General features: G+C 67.5%; 23 protein-coding genes and 3 tRNA genes. 18 read left to right on the top strand and 8 right to left on the bottom strand.

The genetic code is table 11. From position 1 onward, the window contains the following. Positions 1-85 precede the first annotated feature (85 nt). From C8D95_RS15960 to glpX, 5 genes are all read right to left on the bottom strand, one after another. A complete protein-coding gene (locus tag C8D95_RS15960; RefSeq protein ID WP_109760196.1) occupies positions 86-574 on the bottom strand; it encodes a hypothetical protein in 489 nt (162 codons plus the stop codon). An 8-nt stretch (positions 575-582) separates the two neighbouring features. Next, positions 583-1155, bottom strand: coding sequence for a hypothetical protein (locus C8D95_RS15955; protein WP_126918527.1), 573 nt, complete (start codon positions 1153-1155; stop codon positions 583-585). 259 nt (positions 1156-1414) lie between these two features. Continuing rightward, positions 1415-1489, bottom strand: a tRNA-Glu gene (locus C8D95_RS15950). A gap of 82 nt (positions 1490-1571) precedes the next feature. Then, complete coding sequence (gene recJ / locus C8D95_RS15945) at positions 1572-3326, bottom strand: single-stranded-DNA-specific exonuclease RecJ (protein WP_241239827.1); 1755 nt, start codon at positions 3324-3326, stop codon at positions 1572-1574. A 112-nt stretch (positions 3327-3438) separates the two neighbouring features. After that, on the bottom strand, positions 3439-4404 hold the full coding sequence (gene glpX, locus C8D95_RS15940; RefSeq protein WP_109760193.1) for a class II fructose-bisphosphatase: 966 nt from the start codon (positions 4402-4404) through the stop codon (positions 3439-3441). A gap of 183 nt (positions 4405-4587) precedes the next feature. Between glpX and C8D95_RS15935 the strand changes: the two genes are divergently transcribed. Next, entirely contained in the window at positions 4588-5880 is a 1293-nt protein-coding gene (locus tag C8D95_RS15935; RefSeq protein ID WP_109760192.1) for an adenylosuccinate synthase, read from the top strand. 65 nt (positions 5881-5945) lie between these two features. Here C8D95_RS15935 and C8D95_RS15930 read toward each other — a convergent pair whose 3' ends face one another. Next, a complete protein-coding gene (locus C8D95_RS15930) occupies positions 5946-6167 on the bottom strand; it encodes a hypothetical protein (RefSeq protein ID WP_109760191.1) in 222 nt (73 codons plus the stop codon). Positions 6168-6458: 291 nt separating this feature from the next. On the opposite strand from C8D95_RS15930, the gene C8D95_RS15925 reads away from it, so the two are divergent. Both C8D95_RS15925 and C8D95_RS15920 read left to right on the top strand, forming a co-directional pair. Further along, the gene (locus C8D95_RS15925; RefSeq protein WP_109760190.1) at positions 6459-6683 is read left to right on the top strand and encodes a DUF2842 domain-containing protein; all 225 of its coding nucleotides are present in this window, start codon (positions 6459-6461) and stop codon (positions 6681-6683) included. A 77-nt stretch (positions 6684-6760) separates the two neighbouring features. Next, a complete protein-coding gene (locus C8D95_RS15920) occupies positions 6761-7207 on the top strand; it encodes a DUF302 domain-containing protein (protein ID WP_109760189.1) in 447 nt (148 codons plus the stop codon). Positions 7208-7216: 9 nt separating this feature from the next. Here C8D95_RS15920 and hisA read toward each other — a convergent pair whose 3' ends face one another. Further along, entirely contained in the window at positions 7217-7936 is a 720-nt protein-coding gene (gene hisA / locus C8D95_RS15915; RefSeq protein WP_109760188.1) for a 1-(5-phosphoribosyl)-5-[(5-phosphoribosylamino)methylideneamino]imidazole-4-carboxamide isomerase, read from the bottom strand. 155 nt (positions 7937-8091) lie between these two features. Between hisA and C8D95_RS15910 the strand changes: the two genes are divergently transcribed. Further along, entirely contained in the window at positions 8092-8481 is a 390-nt protein-coding gene (locus tag C8D95_RS15910; protein ID WP_109760187.1) for a DUF2147 domain-containing protein, read from the top strand. Positions 8482-8639: 158 nt separating this feature from the next. Next, positions 8640-9200, top strand: coding sequence for a VPLPA-CTERM sorting domain-containing protein (locus C8D95_RS15905; protein ID WP_170121489.1), 561 nt, complete (start codon positions 8640-8642; stop codon positions 9198-9200). A gap of 78 nt (positions 9201-9278) precedes the next feature. On the opposite strand, the gene C8D95_RS15900 is transcribed toward C8D95_RS15905, so the two are convergent. Next, positions 9279-9353: transfer RNA gene (locus tag C8D95_RS15900), tRNA-Thr, on the bottom strand. 90 nt (positions 9354-9443) lie between these two features. On the opposite strand from C8D95_RS15900, the gene C8D95_RS22095 reads away from it, so the two are divergent. The 13 genes from C8D95_RS22095 to C8D95_RS15840 all read left to right on the top strand — a co-directional run bounded on the left by C8D95_RS22095 (position 9444) and on the right by C8D95_RS15840 (position 18993). Next, positions 9444-9593 carry a hypothetical protein gene (locus tag C8D95_RS22095; protein WP_164721600.1) on the top strand — a complete coding sequence of 50 codons (150 nt, stop codon included), beginning with the start codon at positions 9444-9446 and terminating at the stop codon, positions 9591-9593. 2 nt (positions 9594-9595) lie between these two features. Beyond that, on the top strand, positions 9596-10864 hold the full coding sequence (gene murA, locus C8D95_RS15895) for a UDP-N-acetylglucosamine 1-carboxyvinyltransferase (protein WP_109760185.1): 1269 nt from the start codon (positions 9596-9598) through the stop codon (positions 10862-10864). Next, entirely contained in the window at positions 10861-11346 is a 486-nt protein-coding gene (locus tag C8D95_RS15890; protein ID WP_109760184.1) for a DUF2948 family protein, read from the top strand. Before murA ends, C8D95_RS15890 begins: the two co-directional genes overlap by 4 nt. 58 nt (positions 11347-11404) lie before the next feature. Beyond that, positions 11405-12706: a histidinol dehydrogenase gene (hisD, locus tag C8D95_RS15885; RefSeq protein WP_109760183.1), complete on the top strand. Its 1302-nt coding sequence runs from the start codon at positions 11405-11407 to the stop codon at positions 12704-12706. 35 nt (positions 12707-12741) lie between these two features. Next, positions 12742-13221: a UPF0262 family protein gene (locus tag C8D95_RS15880; RefSeq protein ID WP_109760182.1), complete on the top strand. Its 480-nt coding sequence runs from the start codon at positions 12742-12744 to the stop codon at positions 13219-13221. Positions 13222-13224: 3 nt separating this feature from the next. Beyond that, positions 13225-13698: an arsenate-mycothiol transferase ArsC gene (locus C8D95_RS15875; RefSeq protein WP_109760181.1), complete on the top strand. Its 474-nt coding sequence runs from the start codon at positions 13225-13227 to the stop codon at positions 13696-13698. A gap of 96 nt (positions 13699-13794) precedes the next feature. Continuing rightward, on the top strand, positions 13795-14013 hold the full coding sequence (gene infA / locus C8D95_RS15870; RefSeq protein ID WP_011455993.1) for a translation initiation factor IF-1: 219 nt from the start codon (positions 13795-13797) through the stop codon (positions 14011-14013). Continuing rightward, a complete protein-coding gene (locus tag C8D95_RS15865) occupies positions 14010-14600 on the top strand; it encodes a Maf family protein (RefSeq protein ID WP_109760180.1) in 591 nt (196 codons plus the stop codon). The genes infA and C8D95_RS15865 overlap by 4 nt, the downstream gene beginning before the upstream one ends. Next, positions 14597-15628 carry a ribonuclease E/G gene (locus C8D95_RS15860; protein ID WP_109760179.1) on the top strand — a complete coding sequence of 344 codons (1032 nt, stop codon included), beginning with the start codon at positions 14597-14599 and terminating at the stop codon, positions 15626-15628. Before C8D95_RS15865 ends, C8D95_RS15860 begins: the two co-directional genes overlap by 4 nt. Next, positions 15625-15807, top strand: a complete 183-nt coding sequence (locus tag C8D95_RS15855; protein ID WP_109760178.1) for a DNA gyrase inhibitor YacG — start codon at positions 15625-15627, stop codon at positions 15805-15807. Before C8D95_RS15860 ends, C8D95_RS15855 begins: the two co-directional genes overlap by 4 nt. An 84-nt stretch (positions 15808-15891) precedes the next feature. Next, positions 15892-15966 (top strand) — tRNA-Phe (locus C8D95_RS15850). A 64-nt stretch (positions 15967-16030) separates the two neighbouring features. After that, positions 16031-17776 (top strand): sensor histidine kinase, encoded by a 1746-nt coding sequence (locus C8D95_RS15845; protein ID WP_109760177.1) that lies wholly within the window; start codon positions 16031-16033, stop codon positions 17774-17776. Then, complete coding sequence (locus C8D95_RS15840) at positions 17773-18993, top strand: sigma-54-dependent transcriptional regulator (protein WP_109760176.1); 1221 nt, start codon at positions 17773-17775, stop codon at positions 18991-18993. Before C8D95_RS15845 ends, C8D95_RS15840 begins: the two co-directional genes overlap by 4 nt. Positions 18994-19003 lie beyond the last annotated feature (10 nt).

Below are 19003 nucleotides of genomic sequence, written 5' to 3'. Positions count from 1 at the left end.
GCACAAAGTGCGGAGAAGCGCTCGTGCTTCAAGCTGGCCAGCGCAAACGACCCATCTGGTGCAAGCGCATTTTCCGCTTTGCGCGTCACTTCGTGAGTCCGAGCTTGCGGGCCGCGGCGATCCTGTCCGCCGGGCGCAAAGACGCGAGACTTTCAAAAATGGCCCTACTGCCGGAAGCGTCGGCGATTGAACCTCCGGACTTCGGCCCCTCGTTCTGAGCCTGCAGGTGGGTACGCGCGTATTCCATGCGCTGGACGCGCGAGAGGGAATTCACGCGGTCCAGCTCTTCCTTGTCGCCCGCCAGAACCATGTCGGCGCGGCTGCGCTCGGCAAGCTGGGTCTGGGTCTTGGTCAGCTTGCTGGCGTCTACCAACAGGCTGACGAGGTCGAAATCTTCCCCAATGACGGCGGCGAGGCGGACGCGGTCGAGGTCGAGGACGTCATCGGCGGTAAGGTCGATGCCAATGCTGGCCTTCACCTCCGCGATGGCGGCGTTGGCATAGGCGTCGAAGCGCGCCTTGATTTCAGGGCTGCTTTCGCAGATGGCGGCGAACCGCTGGCGGTGTTCAGACATGGGTGCTCCTAGGCAGCGTTGGCGGCGTGGAAGGGGTTCTGAGTCCCTTCGAAAAGGTTGGAGAGGACGAAGCTGACGGCCCAGCCGTTCTCCACTTCGGGGGCGGTGGTGTTTCCGAGCAACACGTGTGCCGCCACCTCGCCGTTGAGGATCGTGGCGTCCAAATAATCGAGAAGCGAGGAGAACACGGCCTGCTGCCAGAACGTGGCGGTGAGGCTGGTGGTCATCTTGCGGCGGAAGGTCTCGAAGCGCTCACGCTCGTCCGGCGTCAGCGCGCTGATCACGTACCGGGCGCGGCGTGCGGCGTCTTCACCTACGTGCAGGCTTCGGTCGGCCTGACGCGCGCGAAATTCGACATCACGGACGGCGAGTTCTTCGATCTGCTCAGCGGTCGGCTTTTTACCCGGTGAAAGCCTGAGCCGCGCCACGGTCTCGGGAAAACTGTGGTGCCACTTGCCAAGCGGCCCAGCGAGGACGCGAGCGATGCTGCCCTCCGGTGCGTAATTCAACCGGTTGCGGATAGCTGCGTCCGTAAGCGACATGCTCCTCGCGACACACGGGATGGTCAAACTGTAGATCATGTTCGGTCCTTGGTAGGGAAGGTCGGCGTCAGATGAAGAATGCATCTTGACTTTCCAGAAAACCGTACCACAGAAACCCGGTTTTGTCGAATCGCCACGGTAAAACGGGTCACGGGGCGAACGCTTGACGGCGGCATGACGGGCAGGGCAGGGGGAAACGAACCTCGCCCGCTGACGCGGGCGCTGTACAAAACTCCGTACAGCCGCTTTTTCAGGGACCTGTTTTAGTGAATGATTTCAGGGGTTTAGGGGGGTTTACTGGCAGCCCGTAGGGGAATCGAACCCCTCTTTCCAGGTTGAAAACCTGGCGTCCTAACCGATAGACGAACGGGCCGCGCTGTGGGGGGCTAATTAGGCGGCTTCGAGGGGCGTGGCAAGTGGAATTTCGAGGAAATTCTCAGGCGCGAAAGAGGTCTTCAGGACCCCGCGCGGGCAGCGTCCTCGAGCCTCAGTTCGACGCGTTGCCGGCCTCCCCAATGGCTGACCTCGATGCGGCCGGCGAGGTGGAAACGCGCGCCGCCGTGACCGGCGAGAGCCTGGCCGAGAGGGCTCTCCCAGGCGTCGAACGCGATGCCGTCGAGGCGCGCGCCGAGGCCGTCGCCGAAGCTGACCTTGAGGTGGTTCGCGCCGACCTGGCGGCAATTCAGGATGGCGACGTCGGGAAACGCGAAGCGCGGCGCGGGCGATCCTTGCCCGAAAGGGCCGGCGGCTTCGATCCGGGCGACGAGTTCTGGCGTCGCCGCGCCCGGCATCAGCGGCGCGTCGAGGCGCAGGTCCCGCGGACCGGTGCTCCCCGCGCCTTCGCGGGCAAGAAGGTCGCCGAGCCGGGCCATGGCGTCTTCGATCCGGTCCTGCTCGACAGTCAGGCCCGCGGCCATGCGGTGCCCGCCACCCTTCAGGAGAAGCCCTTCGGCGGCGAGCCTCTGGATGGCGTGGCCGAGGTCGACGCCGTGGACCGACCGTCCCGACCCCTTGCCGACGCCGCCCTCGAGACCGATCACCACCGCCGGACGGTTCGTGGCCTCTTTCAGACGCGCGGCGACGATGCCGACGACACCGGGATGCCAGCCTTCGCCGGCGGCCCAGACCAGAGGCCCGTCGAGCCCCCGCGCCTCGGCCTGCGCGAGTGCGGCGTCGCGGACCGCCGTTTCGATCTCGCGCCGTTCCCGGTTCAGTTCGTCCAGCTTGTCGGCCAGGGCGCGCGCCTCGTGCGGATCGCGGGCCGAAAGGCAGCGGGCGCCAAGGTTGGCGCGCCCGACGCGTCCGCCGGCGTTGACGCGGGGGCCGAGGACGTACCCCAGGTGATAGGCCGTCGGCGCCGTGCCCAGGCCCGCCACGTCGGAAAGCGCGGTGAGACCGGGCCGTGCGCGCTGCGCCATGACCTTGAGGCCTTGCGTCACAAGAGCTCGGTTCACGCCGATGAGCGGGGCCACGTCCGCCACGGTCGCCAGCGCCACGAGGTCGAGCATCTGCATCAGGTTCGGCGTGGCGCGGCCTGCGTCCCGCAACTGCCGGTTGGCCTCGACGAGAACCAGAAAGACGACCGCCGCCGCGCAGAGGTGGCCGAGGTCGCCCGTTTCGTCCTGGCGGTTGGGATTCACGATGGCCAGCGCCTCGGGCAGGGTCTCGGCGCCGAGGTGGTGGTCGATCACGACGACATCCGTTCCCCTGGCCGCCGCGATGGCCTCGAACGAGAGGGTGCCGCAGTCGACGCAGACGATCAGGTCATGCGCCCCGGCCAGCGTTCGCATGGCGGTCGGGTTGGGACCGTAGCCTTCGTCGATGCGGTCGGGGACATAGAGCGTGGCGTCGCGGCCCTGGGCGCGGAGCCAGTCGAGAAGGAGGGCGGCGGACGCGCCACCGTCGACGTCATAGTCGGCGAAGATCGCGATCCGCTCGCCCGCGGCCATGGCGCGGACGATGCGCTCCGCCGCGATGCCCATGTCGCGCAGGCTGCGGGGGTCGGGAAGAAGCTCGCGCAACGTCGGGGTCAGATACCCCAGGGCCTCCTCGCAGGCGACACCGCGCGCGGTCAGCACCCGGCAGACTGCCGCATCGAGGCCTGTCGCCTGGACCATCGCCTCGGACAGCCGGATCTCTTCTCCGGCGGGGCCGGTCCAGCGGCGCCCGGAAAGCGAGGTCTCGACGCCGAGAAAGGCGAGCGGCTTCATGTCGTTCGGCAAGGATCCTACCATATGTGGTGGCGCGGTTCTGCGCACACCATACCTGAGGGATAGTGGTTCGCAAAGCCCGAGTCTTGCCGCAACGGGAGTCCGGCGCGTCCTATTTGTCGAGTGGATGCCGGTAGGTCATGCGCCGGACCGATCCCGTCTTGGACCGCATCAGGATCGTCTCGGCGGTCAGGACGCCCGGTTCGCGCTTGATCCCCGGAAGGATCGAGCCGTCCGTCACGCCCGTCGCGGCGAAGATCACGTCGCCCGTCACCATGTCGTCGCGGGTGTACACACGGTCGAAGTTGGTGATGCCCGCCTTCTTCGCCCGGCCGCGCTCGTCGTCGTTCCGGAAGAGCAGCTTGCCGAAAATCTGCCCGCCCATGCACTTGAGCGCGGCGGCGGCGAGAACGCCCTCGGGTGCGCCGCCCGAACCCATGTACATGTCGATGCCGGTCGTGGGCTCGGCGCAGTGGATGACGCCCGCCACATCGCCGTCGGTGATGAGCCGGATCGCGCAGCCCGTCGTGCGGAGTTCCGCGATCATGTCCTCGTGACGGGGGCGCTCCAGCACGCAGACGGTGATATCCTCGGTCGACACCCCCTTGGCGGTCGCGAGCGCCGAGACGCGCTCGGCCGGGCTCATGTCCATCGTGACGACGCCGCGACGGAAGCCCGGCCCGATGGCGAGCTTGTCCATGTAGACGTCGGGGGCGTGCAGCATCGAGCCGCGCGGGCCCATGGCGATGACGGTCAGCGCGTTCGGCATGTCCTTCGCCGTCAGCGTGGTGCCTTCCAGCGGATCGAGCGCGATGTCGACCTCGGGGCCGGTGCCCGAACCCACCTGCTCGCCGATGTAGAGCATCGGAGCCTCGTCGCGCTCGCCCTCGCCGATGACCACGACGCCCTTGATGTCGAGTTGGTTGAGCTGGTTCCGCATCGCGTTGACGGCGGCCTGGTCGGCTGCCTTCTCGTCGCCACGGCCGATCAGCCGCGCCGATGCGAGGGCGGCCGCCTCGGAAACGCGGGCGAGGCCCAGGGACAGCATGCGGTCGTGAAACTCGGGGGTCTCGGCCATCGGGCACTCCTTGGCAACGGGTTGCGCCCTGCCTACCGGGGGGTCTTCCCTGCGGCAAGAGCGGTTGCGCTAACGCTACATGGCCTGTGACACAGGCGCACGACAGGGTGAAACGGGACTTTCGTGTTCAAGGGGGCGCCTGTATAGAGCGCCTGTTTGACCAGAACCGGAAGGACATCGAGCATGGCCAACGTCGTGGTGGTCGGCGCCCAGTGGGGCGACGAGGGCAAGGGCAAGATCGTCGACTGGCTGAGCGAGCGCGCCGACGTGATCTGCCGCTTCCAGGGCGGCCACAACGCGGGGCATACGCTGGTCATCGGCGATCAGGTCTTCAAGCTTCATGCGCTGCCCTCCGGCGTGGTGCGTCCCGGCAAGCTCTCGGTGATCGGCAACGGCGTCGTCCTCGACCCCTGGCACCTGGTCAAGGAAATCGAGACCGTGCGCGCCCAGGGGGTCGTCATCAGCCCTGAGACGCTGATGATCGCAGAGAACACGCCCCTCATCCTGCCGCTTCACGGCGAACTCGACCGGGCGCGCGAGGCGCAGGCTTCGGTCGCCAAGATCGGCACGACAGGGCGCGGCATCGGTCCCTGCTACGAGGACAAGGTGGGCCGTCGTGTGGTGCGCGTGGCCGACCTCGCCGACACGGCGACCCTCGAGACGCGGGTGGATCGTCTCCTCGTCCACCACGACGCGCTGCGCAAGGGCCTGGGCATGGAGCCGATCGACCGCGGCGCGCTGATCGCCTCGCTGAAGGAGATCGCGCCTTCGATCCTTCAGTACGCAGCGCCCGTGTGGAAGGTGCTGAACGAGAAGAAGAAGGAAGGCCGCCGCATCCTCTTCGAAGGCGCGCAGGGTGCGCTTCTCGACATCGACTTCGGCACCTATCCCTTTGTCACGTCGTCGAATGTCCTCGCCGGCCAGGCGGCGGCGGGCACCGGCATGGGTCCCGGGTCGATCCACTTCGTCCTCGGCATCGTCAAGGCCTACACGACCCGCGTGGGCGAGGGTCCGTTCCCGACCGAGCTGTTCGACGCCGATGGCGACCGGCTGGGAGAGCGGGGCCACGAGTTCGGCACAACGACGGGCCGCAAGCGCCGCTGCGGCTGGTTCGACGCTGTGCTCGTGCGCCAGACCTGCGCGACATCGGGCGTCTCGGGGATCGCGCTGACGAAGCTCGACGTTCTCGACGGCTTCGACGAGCTGAAGATTTGCGTGGGATACGACCTGGATGGCCAACGGCTCGACTACCTGCCGACGGCGGCGGACCAGCAGGCGCGGGTCACGCCCGTCTACGAGACGTTGAAGGGATGGTCGGAATCGACCGCCGGCGCGCGAAGCTGGGCCGATCTTCCGGGCGAGGCGATCAAGTACGTCCGCCGCATCGAGGAGCTGATCCAGTGTCCGGTGGCATTGCTGTCGACATCGCCGGAGCGCGAGGACACCATACTCGTCACTGACCCTTTCGCCGACTGAAGCGAGGGACGTGCTGCACGGAAAACGCCCGCCGTCGACCGGCGGGCGTTTCCTTTTGGGGCGGCTCAGTAGCGAGCGCGCGAGCACATCCCGGCGTCGTCGCAGAACACGCCGGCAAGGCCGCCGATGATGGCGCCGCGGTCGTGGTTGCCATCGACGACTTCCGCCGCACCATAGCCGACGGCCGCGCCGACGAGGCCTCGCTCCATGTCGCTGTCGATGAAGCCTCCGGGGCCGCAGGCGGCGAGAAGCGGAAGGACGAGGGCGAGGGGCAGAATGCGTTTCATGTCGTGTCTCCTGTGAAGCCGGTTTCTCACCGACCGGGTTTGGGGTCGTTCCGTGACGCGATCCCACCGCAAGGTCCGCTCGCTGGGAATCGGGACCTCGCATGTCGGATGCGGTCGAAAGAAAGATAGGGTGGTGCCTCATCGCTAAACGATATCGGCGAGCCCGTTTCGGCGGGCGTCAGCCGGTTTATATGGCGTTATCCGATAACAGGGGACGCCAAGGCCTTGAGAAAAAGGGGTGCGGCGCCTTCCTCCCTTGACCCCGGAGGCAGGCACGACATAACCCGGGCCATGCCTCTTTCCTACAAAGCCCGGCGGCGATGGTCGCTCGTCATCCTGCTCGTCGGCCTGCCGCTTTACATCGTCGTGGCGGTCAACGTCGTGGCCCTGTTCGACCGGCCTCCGCTCTGGCTCGAGTTCGTCATCTACGTTGCGTTGGGCTTCATCTGGGCCCTGCCGTTCCGCGCGGTGTTCCGGGGTATCGGCAAGGCCGATCCGGACAGACGAAGGCCCTAGGCCGCCGGCCGTAGCGCGGGAACGGGACCTCACGCCTCAAGGCGCTATGTTTGACCTCGTAACCGGAGGATAGACCCATGCACCGCACCGCCGCCGTACTTTCCGCGCTTCTGCTGACCGCGGCCCCCGCCATCGCCGACGACTTCGTCACCCTCGACGCGGAAGGCAGTGTCACCGAGACCGCCGACCGGCTTGTCGCGGCCGTCGAACAGGCCGGGGCCACCGTTTTCGCCCGCGTCCCGCACTCGAAGGGCGCCGAAAGCGTCGGCATGGAGCTTCAGGACGCGGAACTCGTGATCTTCGGGAACCCGAAGCTGGGGACGCCGGCCCTTCAGGAAGACATCCGCGCCGGGCTCGTCCTGCCGCTTCGGGTTCTTGTGCATGACGACGGGGGTCAGACGCGGATCACCTATGAAGAGGTCGATGACATGTTCGATGACCTCGACATCGATGACGACGCCGAGTTCGTGGACCAGATGAAGGGGGCGCTCGAAACGCTCACCACGGCCGCGGCGGGAAGCTGACGTTTCGCGTCAGCGCGCGAGTTCTGCCAGAGCCTCGCCAAGGTCGATGGCGCCGTCATAGAGGGCCCGCCCCGAAATCGCGCCCGCGATCACGCCAGTCGCTTGCAGGCGACGCAGATCGTCCATCGACGAGACACCGCCCGAGGCGATGACCGGAACCGAGACCGCGCGCGCCAGGGCCTCGGTGGCGGGTATGTTCGGGCCCTGCATCGCGCCGTCGCGGTCGATGTCGGTATAGATGATAGCGGCGATGCCCGCGTCCTCGAACGCGCGGGCGAGGTCGGTGACCTGTACGTCGGTTTCGTCGGCCCAGCCTCGCGTCGCGACGCGACCCTTGCGCGCGTCGAGCCCGACGGCGACCTGACCCGGAAAGGCACGCGCCGCGTCGCGCACCAGCGCCGGATCCTCGACCGCGACGGTGCCGAGGATGACGCGCGACAGGCCCTTCGCCAGCCAACCTTCGATCGTGGCCATGTCGCGGATGCCGCCGCCAAGCTGGGCGGGGATCGTGACGCGCGACAGGATGGCCTCGACCGCGTCCGCATTCACCGGACGGCCGGCGAAGGCTCCGTTGAGATCGACGAGGTGGAGCCATTCGGCTCCCGCCGCCTCGAAGGCCGCGGCCTGCGCTCCGGGGTCGTCGCTGAAGACCGTCGCCTCGGACATCTCGCCCTTGAGGAGACGTACGCACTGCCCGTCCTTCAGGTCGATGGCTGGATAGAGGATCATGGGACCGTCCTTCGGAGTCGTCGTCTCATGCCAACCCGAGGCGCCGGGGGCAACCCCGGGCGTGACGCCGCGGCGCGGGGCATCCTGTCGCCACGTCACGCTTGCCTGACGAGGGGGGCGCGACGGACGCTCCGTCCCATATCGGGAGGACATCCATGACGCTTCGACACATCCTGTTCGCACTCGCCCTGACCGCCACCCCCGCTTTTGCGGCGGACCCGGTGCTTGGTCTCTTCAAGACGCAGCCCGACGACAACGGCGCATTCGGCCACGTCGAGATGTATGAATGCGGCGACGCCATCTGCGGCGTGATCCGCAAGGCGTTCAACCCGGACGGAAGCCCGCGCCAGAGCCGGAACATCGGCAAGCGGTTGATCTGGGACATGCAGCCCCAGGGCGACGGACGGTATGGCAAGGGTCGCATCTGGGCGCCCGACCGCGACAAGGTCTATTCCTCGAAGATGGAGCTCTCGGGAAACTCTCTGAAGGTCTCCGGCTGCGTCATCGGCATCTGCCGCGCGCAGAGTTGGTCGCGTGTGCAGTGACCTCTGAGCGGTCTTCCGCCAGCGATGCGGCGGGGCAACGATCACCGTCGAGGATAGGCAGGAATCCCCGGACGGGCGATTCCGGGCTTGGTTCGGAAGGGAACCGCATTTAACCTGACGTGGTTGTATATGATCAAGAAATGATCGGATTTTTCCCCATGCGCACGACCGTTCTGACTGCTTTGCTGATGTCGGCCACCCCGGCACTGGCAGCGACCTACGACTTCGACCTGTCGATGAACTTCGACCGCGAGTATTTCCAGGACGTGTACGACTCTGAATCCGGGGACAATATTCCCGTCGTCTTCGACGGGTCTCCCTACGGCTTCGAAGGCACCTTCAGCAACCTCGCTCCGGGTGCCCTGACGTCGGCGCGAATCACGCTCGAGGATGGCCCCTCCGGGGACCTCTCGCTGGTGTCCTGCGAGTTCGCCGGGCAGAGCTGCAGCGGCGACATGATCTCGTTGTCGTCCGACGGCAAGAAACTCTTCGTGGGGTCGATCAGCGATCCCACGATCTCGATCGATATGGCCGCGATGACGGCCGAATACTACGAGGACGGACCCGGCGGTTACACCGACGCGGGCGAGTTCAACTTCTACGGCGCGCAGTTCAAGCTCATCGCCGAGGATCTGGTCGAGGCGCCGCTTCCGGCGTCGGCGGCCCTTCTTCTGGGTGGTCTCGCCGTCTTCGGCGTCCTGCGCCGCCGCCGCGCCTGACGCCGGCACAAGCTATTCGAAAGGCGCTTCGCTGACGGCGGGGCGCCTTTTTCATTGCGTGTTCAAAAGGAGGGGGGCTGGTGCTGCTGGGGAGGATTGAACTCCCGACCTCACCCTTACCAAGGGTGCGCTCTACCACTGAGCTACAGCAGCGCCGGTCGATGCTGGCGCGGGATACGATCATTCCCCCGCCCGCGCAAGGGTTATCTGGACGCTTTTTGCCACCTGCGCTAGGTAGGCAGCATGGCAGGATCCCCAAGCTCCGAAAGACCTCCGAAAGAGCCCGCGACGCGGGACGACAAGCTGAAGGCGGCCCTCAAGGCGAACCTCCAGCGGCGCAAGGCACAGGCGCGGGCGCGGGCGAAGAAGACAGAACAGGGCAAGGCGGGCTGAGCATGGATTCAATAGTCGTGACGGGCGGGGCGGAGCTTCGCGGATCCATCCCCATCGCAGGCGCGAAGAACGCCTGCCTGACGCTGATGCCGGCCACGCTTCTGACCGAAGAGCCGCTGACGCTGATGAACGCGCCGCGGCTGTCGGACATCACGACGATGACGACGCTCCTGCAGTCGCTCGGGTCCGAGATCCAGAGCCTTCAGGACGGGCGCGTGATCGCCATGTCGTCGCTCGGGCCGGTTTCGACCCACGCAGACTATGACATCGTGCGCAAGATGCGGGCCTCGAACCTCGTTCTGGGGCCGCTTCTGGCGCGGGAAGGTCACGCGGTCGTCTCTCTGCCCGGCGGCTGCGCCATCGGCGCCCGCCCCATGGACATCCACATCACCGCGCTCGAGGCGCTCGGCGCTCAGATCGAGCTGAGGGACGGCTATCTGCATGCCAAGGCGCCCGGCGGTCTGAAGGGTGCCCGAGTGCCGCTGCGTTTCGCCAGCGTGGGGGCGACCGAGAACACGCTCATGGCCGCGACTCTGGCCAAAGGAACGACGGTGATCGAGAACGCGGCCCGCGAGCCCGAGATCGTCGACCTCGCCGCCTGCCTCGTGCGCATGGGCGCACACATCGACGGGGCAGGGACCTCGACCATCACGATCGAAGGCGTCGACCGTCTCGGAGGCGCCACCCACCCCGTCGTGCCGGACCGGATCGAACTCGGAACCTACATGCTCGCTCCCGCGATCTGCGGCGGCGAGGTCGAATGCCTGGGCGGGCGCCGCGATCTGGTCTCGGCCTTCTGCGACAAGCTCGACGAGGCGGGGATCGAGGTGACCGAGACCGGCCGCGGCCTGACGGTCGCGCGCAAGAACGGCCGCGTGTCCGCCATCGACGTCCGCACCGAGCCCTTCCCAGGTTTCCCGACCGACCTACAGGCGCAGATGATGGCGCTTCTCTGCACGGCCGAGGGCACGAGCCACCTCGAGGAGACGATCTTCGAGAACCGCTTCATGCACGCGCCCGAGCTTCTGCGCATGGGCGCGCGCATCGACGTCCACGGCGGCACCGCGACCGTGACCGGGGTCGACCGCCTGAAGGGCGCGCCTGTGATGGCGACGGATTTGCGGGCCAGCGTGTCGCTGATCCTCGCCGGTCTCGCGGCCGAGGGCGAGACGATGGTGAGCCGCGTATATCACCTCGACCGCGGCTACGAACACGTCGAGGAAAAGCTGGGCGCCGTCGGCGCCAGGATCGAACGGGTGGCGGGACGATGACGGACGACGCACGCTTCGAGGATGCCGCCGAGCGTCCCCTTCGCCTGAAAGCCGAGACGGCGGAGGACGTCACTGTTCTCGCCGCGCTCGTGCAGGACGCGATCCTGTCTTCGACCGAAATGAAGTGGGAGAAGGGACATCGCCGTTTCGTCTGCCTTCTCAACCGCTTCCGGTGGGAAGACAAGGTTGCGGCCAAGACGCGCGGGCGCGGCTTCGAACGGGTGAGGGCGGTCCTGTCGATCGGGGATGCGCTTGCCGTCCGTCAGCAGGGCCTGGATCGCTCGGTCCTGGATGGCGACACGGTCCTATCGCTCCTGACGCTCGCCTTCGAACCCGGCGAGGACGGCGCGGGTCGCGTCGTCCTGACCTTCGCCGGGGACGGGGCGGTGGCCGTCGAGGTCGAGGCGGTCAACCTTGTCCTTCAGGATGTCACGCGCCCCTATCTTGCGCCGTCCGGGCGTGCTCCATCGCACCCTGACTAGGGGCCTGGGACTTGAGCGTGCCGCGCCCGGCGTCTAAGAGCCGGTGAGAGGAGCGAGGATGCCCCATTTCCTGAACACCGAAGACGCGGATTTCGAGGATCGCTTCCGCGCCCTTTTGTCTCTGAAGCGCGAGGATGCTCCCGACGTGGCGGCCTCGGTGGCCGACATCGTCCAAGACGTGCGAACGCGCGGCGATGCGGCCCTTATCGACCTGACGCGCAAGTACGACCGCTTCGAGGTGACGCCCGCCACTCTTGCCCTCTCGAAGGCCGAGATCGACGCCGCCGTGGCCAAGGTGCCGGCGGCGGAGCGCCAGGCGCTTCAGGTGGCGGCCGAACGCATCCGCGCCTACCACGAGCGCCAGAAGCCCGCGAACGAAAGCTGGACCGACCGCAGCGGCGCCATGCTGGGGTGGCGCTGGACCGCCGTCTCGGCCGCGGGGCTCTATGTGCCTGGCGGGCTTGCGACCTATCCCTCGTCGGTCCTGATGAACGCCATCCCGGCTCAGGTGGCCGGTGTCGAGCGTCTGGTGATGTGCGTGCCGACGCCGGACGGTCTGGCCAACCCGCTGGTCCTCCTCGCCGCGAAGCTGTCGGGGATCGAGACGATCTATCGCATCGGCGGCGCACAGGCCATCGCAGCGCTGGCCTACGGGACCGAGACCATCGCGCCCGTCGACAAGATCACCGGCCCCGGCAACGCGTATGTCGCCGCCGCGAAGCGCCATGTCTTCGGCCGCGTCGGCATCGACAATATCGCGGGCCCGTCCGAGATCCTCGTGATCGCCGATGGCGACAACGACCCGGATTGGATCGCGCTCGACCTTCTCAGCCAGGCCGAGCACGACCAGAGCGCGCAGGCGATCCTCATAACCACCGATCCGACATTCGCCGAACTCGTCGTCGACGCCATCAACCAATACCTTCAGGTCCTCGAGCGCCGCGACATCGCGCGTGCCTCGTGGGAGTCGAACGGCGCGGTCATCCTGGTGCAGAACCTGGGCGAAGCGGCCGCATTGGCGGACGACATCGCCGCCGAACACCTTGAGCTTTGCGTGGCGAACCCCGAGTCGCTTGCGGGCAATATCACCCACGCCGGCGCGATCTTCCTCGGCCCCTGGACGCCCGAGGCCATCGGTGACTACGTCGCGGGACCCAACCACGTCCTGCCGACCGCACGCTCCGCGCGCTTCTCGTCTGGCCTGGGCGTGCTCGACTTCATGAAGCGCACCACGATCACCCGCATGACCCCCGGCGCCCTCGCCGACATCGGCCCTGCCGCCGAAACGCTGGCCGCAGCCGAGTCGCTCCAGGCCCACGGCCTCTCGGTCGCAGCGCGCTTGCGTCGGCTGAACGAGTGATTTGATTTCCTACGCCTTTGACGTATCCAGCACCCATGTCCCGTCTCGTTCACATCGACATCGACGATACCGCGCTGCCGCCTCCGACGCCTCAGATCGAGCAGGAGAGGCGGGTGGCGATCTTCGATCTGCTCGAGGACAACAGCTTCGACATTCCGGGCCGCGACGGACGGGCCGTGCCGGACGGGCCCTACCACCTGCTGCTGGCCATCCGGGACAAGCTCCTGGTCTTCGATATCCGCACGGAGGAGGGCGAGCCCGCCGCCGAGTTCCGGCTGTCCCTCGGGCCGTTCCGGCAGGTCGTGAAGGACTATTTCCAGATCTGCGAGGCCTACTTCGACGCCGTGAAGCGCCTTCCGCCGGGTCAGATCGAGGCCATCGACATGGCGCGACGCGGTATCCACAACGAGGGCGCGCGCGTCCTTCAGGAGAGGCTGGACGGCAAGGCCGATCTGGACACCGACACCGCTCGGCGTCTCTTCACCCTCATCTGCGTGCTGCATTTCGGGGGTTGACGGGTGCCGGACCTTCCCCAGTCGGTGCTCTTCTGTTGCGATCACAATGCCGTCCGGTCCCCCATGGCCGAAGGCATGATGAAGCAGTTCTATGGCCACGAGACCTATGTCCAGTCGGCGGGCGTCTACAACGACATGGAAATCGACGGCTTCTCGATCGCGGTCTGCAACGAGCTTGGGATCGAGCTGTCGCGGCACCGATCGCGCAGCTTCGACGAGATGCAGCAGTGGGGCGACGACCTGTCGGCCTTCGATCTCGTCGTGGCGCTGTCGCCCGCGTCGCAACGGCGCGCGCTGGAACTCACCCGCTTCTTCCATCTCGACGTCGACTACTGGCCGATCCTCGATCCCACGGGGCTTGGCGACACGCGGGAGCAGAAGCTCGAGCACTATCGGCAGTCGCGCGACCAGATCCGGGAACGGATGCTCGCGCGATTCGGCCCGCCCACGGTCCCGCAAGACCGCGCACAGGCATGATTCCCCCACGGCGTGGTGCGTTTTCGGGCTTGATCCGGGGGGCGATCGCCCCAATATTCGCTGCGCCCGAACGACGGGTGATTTGAAGGAGAGACCATGGCCAAGGAAGAGATGCTCGAATTTCCTGGTGTCGTGAAGGAACTCTTGCCGAACGCGACATTCAGGGTCGAGCTGGAAAACGGCCATGAGATCATCGCGCATACGGCAGGCAAGATGCGCAAGAACCGCATCAGGGTCCTCGCGGGCGACAAGGTGCAGGTCGAGATGACCCCCTACGACCTCACCAAGGGTCGGATCAACTATCGGTTCAAGTGAGCGCGGACCGACCGCGTCTCGTGCTCGGTTCGGCCAGTCCGCGCCGGCTTGAGTTGTTGCGGCAGATCGGCGTCGAGCCGGATGAGGTGCGACCCGCCGACATCGACGAGACCCCCCTCAAGGGCGAGCTTCCCCGGGCCTATTGCCGTCGTGTGACGCGCGAGAAGGCCGAGGCCATCCCCCGCAACCCGGGCGAGGTGGTGCTGGTCGCCGATACGACGGTCGCCGTGGGGCGCCGCATCCTCGGCAAACCCGCGGACGAGGCCGAGGCGCGTTCCTTTCTCGGCCTGCTGTCGGGGCGGCGCCATCGTGTCGTGACGTGTTTGGCCGTCATTTCGGACGGCGGGTTGCGGGAGCGTGAGGTCGAAAGCATCGTCAAGCTCGACCGGCTTTCGTCCGGCGACCTCGACGCGTACATCGCCACGGGCGATTGGAAAGGCAAGGCGGGGGCCTATGCCATACAGGGCCCGGCGGGCGCGTTCATTCCCTGGATGTCAGGGAGTTATACGGCGATCATGGGCCTTCCCCTCCGTGAGACCGCGCGTCTATTGGCGGCAGTCGGGCTGACCGTGACGGAGGCCGCATGAAGGGGTCCATCGCCGTCTTCGACACCCTGAACGGACGCGAAGCCGCGGCCCTGATCGTCGATGGGGCGCTGGCCGATCTTCTGGTCGATGCCTCAGAAGACCGCATTCGCCCCGGCGCGATTTACCGCGCGCGCGTCGGGAGGCCTCTCAAGGGGCAGGGCGGGGCCATTCTCGAGACCCCGGATGGACCGATGTTCCTCCGCCAGGCCAAGGGCGTTTCGCAGGGTGACACGCTGATCGTTCAGGCCTCGACCTGGGCCGAGCCCGGCAAGGCGACGCCGGTCGCGGCGCGTGTTCTCTTCAAGAGCCGGTTCGCGATGGTGACGCCCGGTGCCGAGGGGCTGAACATCTCGAAGGCGATCCGGGACGAGGAACGTCGGGTGGAGTTGCGCGCGATCCTCGATGCCATAAAAGCCCCGGACGGCATGGGCGTCGTCCTGCGCACGGCTGCCGAAGGGGCAGAGGACGACACCGTCGCCGAGGATGTCGCGGCCCTCGTCGACCTCGCGTCCCGCGTCATGGCCGAGCCTCGCCTTGGCGCGCCCGAGATGCTGTTGGACGGACCGTCGGCGACCGAGATCGCCTGGCGTGACTGGCCCGCCCCCGACGTGACGGACGACCGTCCCGGAAGCCTTGCGCGCAGCGGGGCGGATGACATGATCGCCGCCCTCTCCGATCCCAGGGTGGAGCTGACGGGCGGGGGCTTCATGTTCGTCGAGCCGACCCGCGCTCTGGTGGCCGTCGACGTGAACACCGGCGCCGACACCTCCCCCGCTTCCGCCCTTAAGGTGAACCTTGCCGCCCTCGCCGCCCTTCCGCGCGCCCTTCGCCTGCGCGGCCTTGCCGGACAGATCGTCCTTGATCTGGCGCCCGTGGCCAAGCGCGATCGCCGCCGGGTCGAGGATGCCGCCCGCGGCGCCTTCCGCTCCGACGGGATCGAGACGACCGTGCTGGGCTGGACCCCCCTGGGGCACCTCGAGTTGACGCGCAAGCGCGAGCGGCTGCCCTTGGCGGAGTGCCTTCGATGAGCTGTCCCATCTGTTCGAAGCCCTCGACGCCCGAGTACCGGCCGTTCTGTTCGAAACGCTGCGCCGACGTCGATCTCGCGCGCTGGCTAAAGGGCACCTACGCCATCCCCGCCGAACCCGTCGATCCCGACGAGGATGCGTCGCCTGACGATCCGTCCGATCAGCCGCTGCGGCACTGAGATTTTTGTCTCCCCGACCACTGGACAGCCCTTCCCGCCGCCATTAGAAGAACGCGACCTGAGCGGAGCCACGCCTCCGCCCGTGCCCGGGTAGCTCAGGGGTAGAGCAGCGGATTGAAAATCCGCGTGTCGGTGGTTCGATTCCGCCCCCGGGCACCACTTCAAGCCTGATCCTCCCTCTACGCCTCTGGCGCCATGCGGTGTCGCTCTGTAAGCTCCCGGAATGAGATGGGATTTCCGGATAGCGCGTGGCCTGACCCTCGGGGTTGCCGCGGTCTGTCTGGCCGGGGCGGTCTGGTGGGCGGGGCTGGGGCAGTCGCTCGACCAGTTGGGGCAGCGGGGGGCATCCGACCTCGCGCTTGCGTCGGACCGGCTGGTCAAGAGCCTGACGCGGTATCGCGAGTTGATCGTGGTTCTCGCCGACGACGAGCAGTTCGACGGGCCCGCGCCCGATCCCCAAGGCGCGGCTCGGCTCCTGCGGCGGGCGGCGGACCTGACGGGGGCGCTTGACCTCATGCTTCTCGACGGCGCGGGGCGGGTGGTTGCCAGCGCCTCGGGTGCGCAAGGGCCCGATTGGGAGGACGACGCCTTCGTCGACCGGGCGCTGACGGGCGCGCTCGGGTCCTTCCACGCCATCAGCGACCGCTTCCTGACCCGTGCGTTCTACTTCGCGGCGCCTGTGTTCTCGGAGGCGGGGCCCGTGGAGGGGGCGCTCGTCGCGGTCGTCGACCTGGACCGCATCGAGGCCGAGGGGCGCGGCGCCATCCCGGTCGTGCTCTTCACCGACGAGGACGGTGTGGTGATTTCCTCCAACCGGTCCGAACTCGTCCTGATGCGGCGCGAAGGCGAGCGGCGGTCGGCATTCCCCGAGAACAGGCTTCGCCCGTTCTTCCCCTACGACGCGCTTGGCGTGCGCGGCACCGACGTCTGGCGGATCGACGCCGGCCCCTATGTCCCGAAGCGGGCACTTCATGTCGAGCAGCGGATCGAGATCCTGGGGCTTCGCGCCGAGGCCCTTCTCGACGCCCGGCCGGCCTATGTCACCGCCGGTCTCCAGGGCACGGTCGCCGGGGTTCTCGCCGCCTTCTTCGGCACCGTCATCTTCTTGACGACCGAACGCCGCCGCGCCCTGGCGCGGGCGAATGCGGCGCTCGAGGTCCGCGTGGCGGAACGGACGGACGAGCTTTCGCGCATCAACGTGGCACTCCGCGACGAAATTGCGGAACGGCGCGAGGCCGAGGCGGCGCTGAAGCGCGCGCAGGACGAACTCGTACAGGTCGGCAAGCTGTCGGCTCTCGGGCAGATGTCGGCGGGCATCAGCCACGAACTCAACCAGCCCCTCATGGCGATCCGGTCCTTCGCCGAAAACGGGTCCCGCTTTCTCGAGATGGGCAAGGGCGACATGGTTGCGGGCAACCTGGCCAAGATCGCGGACCTTGCCGCGCGGGCGGGGCGGATCATCAAGAACCTCAAGGCCTTCGCGAGGCAGGAGAGCGAGCCCTCGACGCGCGTCGACCTCTGCGCCGTCGCGCGCGCCGCTCTCGAGATGACCGAGGCGCAACTCGAACGGGACGCGGTCGGCGTCACGGCGCACCTGCCCGGCGCTCCCGTCTGGGTGACGGGCGGCGAGGTGCGGCTGACGCAGGTGGTCGTAAACCTGCTGACCAACGCCGCCGACGCCATGTCGTCCTTGCCCGAGAAGTCGCTGACCCTGACGGTCTCCGCGAACCCGGAGCCATCGGTCACCGTCCGCGACAGCGGCCCGGGCATAGCGGACCCCTCGCGCATCTTCGAGCCGTTCTACACCACCAAGTCCGTGGGTGACGGCGAGGGAACGGGGCTGGGCCTTTCGATCTCCTACGGTCTCGTCCAGAGCTTCGGGGGCGATATCTCGGGCGAAAACGCGCTCGGAGGCGGTGCCGTCTTCACCGTCCGCCTCCAGCCCTGGCGCGAGGAACGCGCGGCATGAGCCGGGTTCTTCTGGTCGAGGACGACGCGCCCGTGCGCGAGGCGCTGGCGCAGACGCTGGAGCTTGCGGGCCTGACAGTGACCGAGGCGGGATCCTTCATTGTCGCTAAGGATCACATCCGGCGGGACTTCGCGGGCGTGGTCGTGTCCGACATCCGGATGCCGGGCAAGGACGGCATAGCGCTTCTCGATCATGCGCAGTCCGTGGATCCCGAACTGCCGGTGATCCTGCTGACCGGAGAGGGCGATGTGCCGATGGCGGTCGCGGCGGTGAACCGGGGCGCGTTCGATTTCCTCGAAAAGCCCTGTCCGACCGAGACGCTTGTCGAGACGGTACGCCGCGCGCTCGATCGCAGGCGGGCGTCGCTCGAGGATCGCCGGCTTCAGGCCGAGCTGCGAAAGGGCGACGCCGCTCAACGCATGCTCTTCGGCACATCGGCGGTGGCCGAGAGGTTGCGGGCAGAGGTCCGCCAGATCGCGCGGGTGCCCGGCGTCGTGCTGATCGAAGGGGCGCCGGGGTCCGGCCTCAGCAAGGTCGCCGAGGTGCTGCACCTTCTGTCGCCCCTCGCGCAGGGGCCCTTCATCAAGCTCGGGGCCGCGGCGCTGACGCCCGCGGCGCTTGACGACGCGGTTGCCGCGGCCGACGGCGGAAGCCTTTTCCTGAACGAGGTCACCTCGTTGTCCAAGGCCTGCCAGTACGCGCTTCTGGAGCATCTGGACCGCGAGGCGGGCGCGCGTCTTCTGGCGGGGACGACACAGGACGCCCTGGCCTTGTCCGAGCAGGGAGCGTTCCTGCCCGACCTCTACTACCGCGTCGAGGCGCTGCGCATCCGCATCCCGGCGCTGAAGGAACGCCCCGAGGACATTCCTGTCCTCTTCCGGCACTACGTTGCACAGGCCTCCGAGCAGGCCGGGGTGCCCGAGCGTGCTATTCCTCCCGCCCTTCTGGCGTCGCTCATGTCGCAGGACTGGCCCGGCAACGCACGCGCCTTGATGAACGCCGCCATGCGCTTCACCCTCGGCCTCATGCCCGACGAGATCGAGGAGATCGGGTTGGCCGAGAAGATGGCGCAGATCGAGGCCTCGCTGATCGTCGAGGCGCTGCGCCGCAACAGGGGCAATGCGACACTGACCGCCGAGACGTTGAAGCTGCCGCGCAAGACATTTTACGACAAGCTGGCCCGCTACGGTGTCCGGGCCGAGGACTTCCGCGACTGATCTGTGCGGA

This window comes from Silicimonas algicola, from assembly GCF_003148765.1.
GTDB classification, from domain to species: domain Bacteria; phylum Pseudomonadota; class Alphaproteobacteria; order Rhodobacterales; family Rhodobacteraceae; genus Silicimonas; species Silicimonas algicola.
The sequence above is the reverse complement of the archived record's forward strand: the minus strand, read 5'-3'. Positions and strand labels throughout refer to the sequence as shown.

What these genes read in the sequence shown, in the direction of transcription:
- C8D95_RS15890 (WP_109760184.1), top strand. Translation starts at nt 10,861, where the DNA reads ATGACGGACGACGCACGCTTCGAGGATGCCGCCGAGCGTCCCCTTCGC.
- infA (WP_011455993.1), top strand. Translation starts at nt 13,795, where the DNA reads ATGGCCAAGGAAGAGATGCTCGAATTTCCTGGTGTCGTGAAGGAACTC.
- hisD (WP_109760183.1), top strand. Translation starts at nt 11,405, where the DNA reads ATGCCCCATTTCCTGAACACCGAAGACGCGGATTTCGAGGATCGCTTC.
- C8D95_RS15880 (WP_109760182.1), top strand. Translation starts at nt 12,742, where the DNA reads ATGTCCCGTCTCGTTCACATCGACATCGACGATACCGCGCTGCCGCCT.
- recJ (WP_241239827.1), bottom strand. Translation starts at nt 3,326, where the DNA reads ATGAAGCCGCTCGCCTTTCTCGGCGTCGAGACCTCGCTTTCCGGGCGC.
- hisA (WP_109760188.1), bottom strand. Translation starts at nt 7,936, where the DNA reads ATGATCCTCTATCCAGCCATCGACCTGAAGGACGGGCAGTGCGTACGT.
- C8D95_RS15935 (WP_109760192.1), top strand. Translation starts at nt 4,588, where the DNA reads ATGGCCAACGTCGTGGTGGTCGGCGCCCAGTGGGGCGACGAGGGCAAG.
- C8D95_RS15905 (WP_170121489.1), top strand. Translation starts at nt 8,640, where the DNA reads ATGCGCACGACCGTTCTGACTGCTTTGCTGATGTCGGCCACCCCGGCA.
- C8D95_RS15925 (WP_109760190.1), top strand. Translation starts at nt 6,459, where the DNA reads ATGCCTCTTTCCTACAAAGCCCGGCGGCGATGGTCGCTCGTCATCCTG.
- murA (WP_109760185.1), top strand. Translation starts at nt 9,596, where the DNA reads ATGGATTCAATAGTCGTGACGGGCGGGGCGGAGCTTCGCGGATCCATC.
- C8D95_RS15930 (WP_109760191.1), bottom strand. Translation starts at nt 6,167, where the DNA reads ATGAAACGCATTCTGCCCCTCGCCCTCGTCCTTCCGCTTCTCGCCGCC.
- C8D95_RS15960 (WP_109760196.1), bottom strand. Translation starts at nt 574, where the DNA reads ATGTCTGAACACCGCCAGCGGTTCGCCGCCATCTGCGAAAGCAGCCCT.
- C8D95_RS15845 (WP_109760177.1), top strand. Translation starts at nt 16,031, where the DNA reads ATGAGATGGGATTTCCGGATAGCGCGTGGCCTGACCCTCGGGGTTGCC.
- C8D95_RS15855 (WP_109760178.1), top strand. Translation starts at nt 15,625, where the DNA reads ATGAGCTGTCCCATCTGTTCGAAGCCCTCGACGCCCGAGTACCGGCCG.
- C8D95_RS15955 (WP_126918527.1), bottom strand. Translation starts at nt 1,155, where the DNA reads ATGATCTACAGTTTGACCATCCCGTGTGTCGCGAGGAGCATGTCGCTT.
- C8D95_RS22095 (WP_164721600.1), top strand. Translation starts at nt 9,444, where the DNA reads ATGGCAGGATCCCCAAGCTCCGAAAGACCTCCGAAAGAGCCCGCGACG.
- C8D95_RS15860 (WP_109760179.1), top strand. Translation starts at nt 14,597, where the DNA reads ATGAAGGGGTCCATCGCCGTCTTCGACACCCTGAACGGACGCGAAGCC.
- C8D95_RS15910 (WP_109760187.1), top strand. Translation starts at nt 8,092, where the DNA reads ATGACGCTTCGACACATCCTGTTCGCACTCGCCCTGACCGCCACCCCC.
- C8D95_RS15920 (WP_109760189.1), top strand. Translation starts at nt 6,761, where the DNA reads ATGCACCGCACCGCCGCCGTACTTTCCGCGCTTCTGCTGACCGCGGCC.
- glpX (WP_109760193.1), bottom strand. Translation starts at nt 4,404, where the DNA reads ATGGCCGAGACCCCCGAGTTTCACGACCGCATGCTGTCCCTGGGCCTC.
- C8D95_RS15840 (WP_109760176.1), top strand. Translation starts at nt 17,773, where the DNA reads ATGAGCCGGGTTCTTCTGGTCGAGGACGACGCGCCCGTGCGCGAGGCG.